The 4,694-nt window shown below is 34.9% G+C and carries 5 protein-coding genes and 1 pseudogene; all 6 read left to right on the top strand.

Annotated features, from left to right (window positions below; translation table 11 throughout):
• Positions 1 to 217, top strand: a pseudogene (locus tag CQA66_RS09355) (hypothetical protein); the annotation flags it as partial.
• 12 nt (positions 218 to 229) lie between these two features.
• On the top strand, positions 230 to 1,054 hold the full coding sequence (locus CQA66_RS08905; RefSeq protein WP_104763481.1) for a hypothetical protein: 825 nt from the start codon (positions 230 to 232) through the stop codon (positions 1,052 to 1,054).
• Positions 1,055 to 1,201: 147 nt separating this feature from the next.
• Positions 1,202 to 1,534, top strand: a complete 333-nt coding sequence (locus CQA66_RS08900) for a hypothetical protein (protein WP_104763480.1) — start codon at positions 1,202 to 1,204, stop codon at positions 1,532 to 1,534.
• 10 nt (positions 1,535 to 1,544) lie between these two features.
• Positions 1,545 to 2,372 (top strand): hypothetical protein, encoded by an 828-nt coding sequence (locus CQA66_RS08895; protein ID WP_104763479.1) that lies wholly within the window; start codon positions 1,545 to 1,547, stop codon positions 2,370 to 2,372.
• Between the two features lie 246 nt (positions 2,373 to 2,618).
• Positions 2,619 to 3,380 (top strand): hypothetical protein, encoded by a 762-nt coding sequence (locus CQA66_RS08890; RefSeq protein WP_104763478.1) that lies wholly within the window; start codon positions 2,619 to 2,621, stop codon positions 3,378 to 3,380.
• A 118-nt stretch (positions 3,381 to 3,498) separates the two neighbouring features.
• Complete coding sequence (locus tag CQA66_RS08885) at positions 3,499 to 4,569, top strand: ABC transporter permease (RefSeq protein WP_115582654.1); 1,071 nt, start codon at positions 3,499 to 3,501, stop codon at positions 4,567 to 4,569.
• Positions 4,570 to 4,694 lie beyond the last annotated feature (125 nt).

Here is a 4,694-nt window from a genome sequence, read left to right as displayed (position 1 = left end):
AATCTCACAAGCTGATGCCAATTTCTTATTTAACAATATTGAAACAAGCAAAGTAGCCCTGTTAGATTCTGAAGAAATGAAAGAAACTAAGGGAGAGTTTCTCTTTGGATTATTCACCGCAATAGGAATTTCATTAATCGGCTGGGGAATGTCTTGTATTGGCAGATGTGATAAATATCCACAAGATTTCTATTATGAAGGAAATGTAAATTTCTAATGGAATGCAAACATGTCTAAATGGTTATTGCTTGTACTATTTGTTTTTTCCTTTCCTGCGTCTGCCTACCAATGTAAAGAATCCTCTTGTAGTGATATAAGATGGGGGCTTGGCACTTTTTATAATAGATTTGATTTTTCTGCAAACCCAGAATTTAACAATGTGGGCGGATATTTTGCGGCATCTCTAGGCAAATATTGGAAATGGTTCGCTCTTTCTGCGAACGTGAATCTTGGAATAGGCAGCACAAATATCACCAGTAACATAGACACAACCACAAAGAAAGATGTCAATGGCTTTATTACCTTTGGCTATTTTATGGGAGCGAATCTCGGATCTTTACAGACGCCCTTTCTACTTTCTCTAGCTTTGCATGTGGATTGGCATGATTTAGCATGGAATAACACAGAACATAAGCTTAGCATGAGCATGCCTTTTATCGGATTCAATGCTGCTGGGCATGTTTCGGTACATCAAAATATCGATATAGAATATCAAGCTGGATATAGTTATCTCTTTAGTGGGCATTATGTTGATAGACATGGTTATGCTAATCGCTCTACTCTTAATGGAGGACATAGATTTGAGGCTGCTATTGGCATGCTCTATAAACGAAATGCGAATAATTTTATCCAATTAGAAACAGAGAATAAAGTAGATTTTTATCTACGATTTAAGGGAATATATTATCAAATAGGTGCTTCGGATTCTGTAATCATTAATTCTCAAGCTAGTAATTATCCTGCGAGTGCTAACTTTATGTTGCTGCTTGAATTTGGTATTGCCTCGAATTTTAATTATTATAAATATTCTAAGTATTCTCAAGTTCTTAAATAAGATACAATTTCCCTTATTTCATAACATAATTATTGCAAAATATGCAAACTTACTTACAACAAAAGCTAGGTTATATATTATAATAACATCAAGAATATTTAGGATATTCGAGATTAGATTTTAATTTTAACTTTAAAGAATAAAATAATGAAAAAGATAATTTCAAGTATAGTTTCAAGTGTAATATTAAGTTCAGTATTAAGTTTAAGTTTTATGCAGGCAAAAGCAATAAATCAGAATCTTGAATCAATGACTGCTACCAATAAAGCAGCAACAATCTCACAAGCTGATGCCAATTTCTTATTTAACAATATTGAAACAAGCAAAGTAGCCCTGTTAGATTCTGAAGAAATGAAAGAGACAAAAGGTGCGTTTTGGGGCGCAATTATTATTGGATTGGGTAGTTGGGGATTTAATTGTCTTCTATTTGGAAAATGCAGAGATTGGCAAATTAATATACGACAACCATTGCCACGTTAAGCATAATCAAGTGCGGAATATTAATAAAATACATAGGATTATATTCCCAATATTCATTCTTTTTTGTGATGTTTGGGGATATGGTTGTAACGAATCTTACTGTATCGACCCAAGGCTAGCAATAGGTGGATATTATGGGGCTTTCACCACTCACACGGCAAACTCTAAAAATGCAGGGGCATATATTTCATCTGAATTAGAATATTACTCAAAGCAATTCTACATAGGTGCCAAAGGAACAATAGGAATAGCAAAAGCCCAAACTACAGACAATCAAACAAGCGCAATAGCAAGCGATAAAAGCATTATTGGAAATTCAGCAGCGTATATTGGCACTAATCTTGGCTCGTTAGAAAGCCCCATTCTTCTTTCTTTTGCAACATATTTTGACATACAAAACATCGATTCTAATGAAAGAGAATTTTTGACTGCTGGTTTCTTTTTAGGTGCTGATGTTTCTGGTCGTTTTATGCTTGATAAAGCTATTGGCATAGAATATAGTGCGGGATATGCCTATAATATCAGCAAACGTTACTATGCCAATAGCTCTAGTGCGCTTGCAATGCAAAATCACGGATATCGTATTGAGTGTTCTGTTGGATTAATGTTTAGGAGAGGCTATAACGACAAGGGTGAGAAAATGGACTTTTATGCGCAACTCGAAAGGCTCTATTATAGTAAATGGGAAAAGAAATTAGATTTTTATACAAAACTTAAAGGAATCTACTACAACAACAAGGCTTTTGATATACCCTTGCAACAAGGACAATTTGCCGCATATCCTGCAAACAATAATTACACCATAATGCTGGAGTTTGGTGCGTCTTTTAATCTTTAGATTCCCTTGTTTTTAGTTACCCATACCCTGTGTTATAAGCTCTCTTGCAATATTGGCTTAACAATACTCAACTTATATAAAAATCCTAGTAGAGTTTCTTGTCTGAAATGAGGGACAGAAGATAAGCCGCTACAAAACATCATGTAATAGCAAAATAACCACACAAGAGATAAAAGATTCGCAAAAAAGATTTACAATATAGAAATATACTACAATTCACTTTTAACTTCACATTAAGGAATCTGAATGCTATATCCTTTGTTGCAAACCATCAAATCAAAAAACCCCCCATTAGCAACTAAAATCGCTCTTGCCGCTCTTTTATGCTGTACTCCTGCTTTTAGCCTTGACAAACAACGAATAGAGAATCTCCTTAAGAGCCGCACAAATATGAACTTTAAAGTTATTGCTAGTGATGCGCATGTATTCAAAGACGTTTCATTCATCGTGGTTGAATCTCCTAGCGGAGAAAGGTTAGCAGCTATCGCTAGTAATGACGGGAAATTCCTCATTCCCTTAAATGAGGGCATAGGGGATGAAGATTCTAAGAATAACTTACAAATTGCACTTGATAACGTAGAAAAATACAACAAAACAAAAAAGGACGCAGCAGTTTTAGCTCTTTTTAAAAAATACGATAAACACATTCTTAAAATACAAGCTAATAAAAATGCAAAGGGTAAAACAAAAACCTACATGATTATAGATACAACATGCCCCTATTGCGCACAAGAAATCCACCAATTAGATAATTACCTTAATCGAGGCGATTTAGAAATCCTTATTGTTGGGATACTAGGTCAAAATGCGTTTAATAGAGCGGCAACATACTACGGGGAATTGTCTAAAGCACAAACAAGGGAACAAAAAATTACACTTCTTAAGAGGATTTTTGAATCCAACTACAACGGAAAAACCAAAAATGAGGCATTGGCAAGAGAATTATCGGATTCCACTCTTGCAGCAGGCGTGCAAGGCGTACCATTCATCATAATACAGCCCCAATAATTCCAACCAAGAGTCAAACTGCAGCGCAAGATACGTCACATAGTTCATTTAGATAATACATATCTCTTAAGAATCTGCCTAGAAACAAAGAGTCTCAATCAATACCACAGGGAACAGCATGAAAAGATTCCTCTTAACTTATCCTTTCTTTTGTATCATCTGGGGGGTTTTACCCGTACTTATGGGTTGTATTGCTTATAGTATTTTTTTTCATAGTATCCCTACAAACCTCCCCATTGGAATCATTGATGAAGATAAAAGCACGGCTAGCAAAGAATTGATTTTCCTCACACAAAGCTCCCCTACGCTTAACATTGCCCAATATTACCATTCTCTATCAGAAGCAAAAGAAGATATAAGTCAAGCAAAAATCTATGGTGTTGTAGTGATTCCTAAAGACTTCCAAACGCACATCAAACGTAAAATAGGCTCTGGTGTAGCACTTTATTATAATGCGCAATTTGTCTTAATTGGCAAAGCACTTAATACAACATTTTTACAAGTTCTAACGCTTTTCAACGCAAAAAATACCATAGCAGCTAATCTCGCAAAAGATACAAATATTATTGTCGCACAAGCAAAAGCACTGCCGATTATCCCAACAATTCAGGCTTATTTTAACCCCAATAATGACTATGCGCAATTTTTACTTACGGTTATACTGCCTTGCATTTGGCAAATATTAGTAGCCGTTGGTATGCTCAACCTCATTAACAATATGCCAAAAAATCTCAATGAAATATTAGTGAAATTAATAATTAATGTAACACTTGCATTGCTGTGGGGATATAGCATGCTCTATACTTTCTTGACACTGGGATACCCAATGCAAGGCGACATAAACGTTATACTACTGGGGCTACTAATATTTGCAATAGCCATCTCTGGCATAGTTATTTGCCTACAATCTATCCTGAAAGATTCCGCAAAAAGCATTAGTGTGATAGCTGCTTATATCGCTCCTTCGCTTGCTTTCGCTGGGATTACTTACCCTCAAAACAGCATGGAAACTTTTGCAGCATTTTGGAGCAACATACTTCCTATTTCCTACTTTATGAAGCTCTATTTGCAACAAGCCAATTACGCGATGGACATTCGTTACAGCCTACATACTCTTGTGGAAATGTTGCCTTTTTTATTATTTTTGTTGCTTGGAATGGGAATCTACTCTATGAGATTGCGAAAATAAGCAAAGATAACTTTTCATGTCTACTATTTTTTTTTTTTTTGTTTAGTTATAATTCGGTAATTTAATTAAAAATATATTTTTCATTATTTAATTAGTATATTTCAAGGAACAAATATAATGCCAAA

This window comes from Helicobacter aurati, from assembly GCF_003364265.1.
Classification (GTDB): domain Bacteria; phylum Campylobacterota; class Campylobacteria; order Campylobacterales; family Helicobacteraceae; genus Helicobacter_A; species Helicobacter_A aurati.
This window is presented reverse-complemented; position numbering and strand designations above follow the sequence as displayed.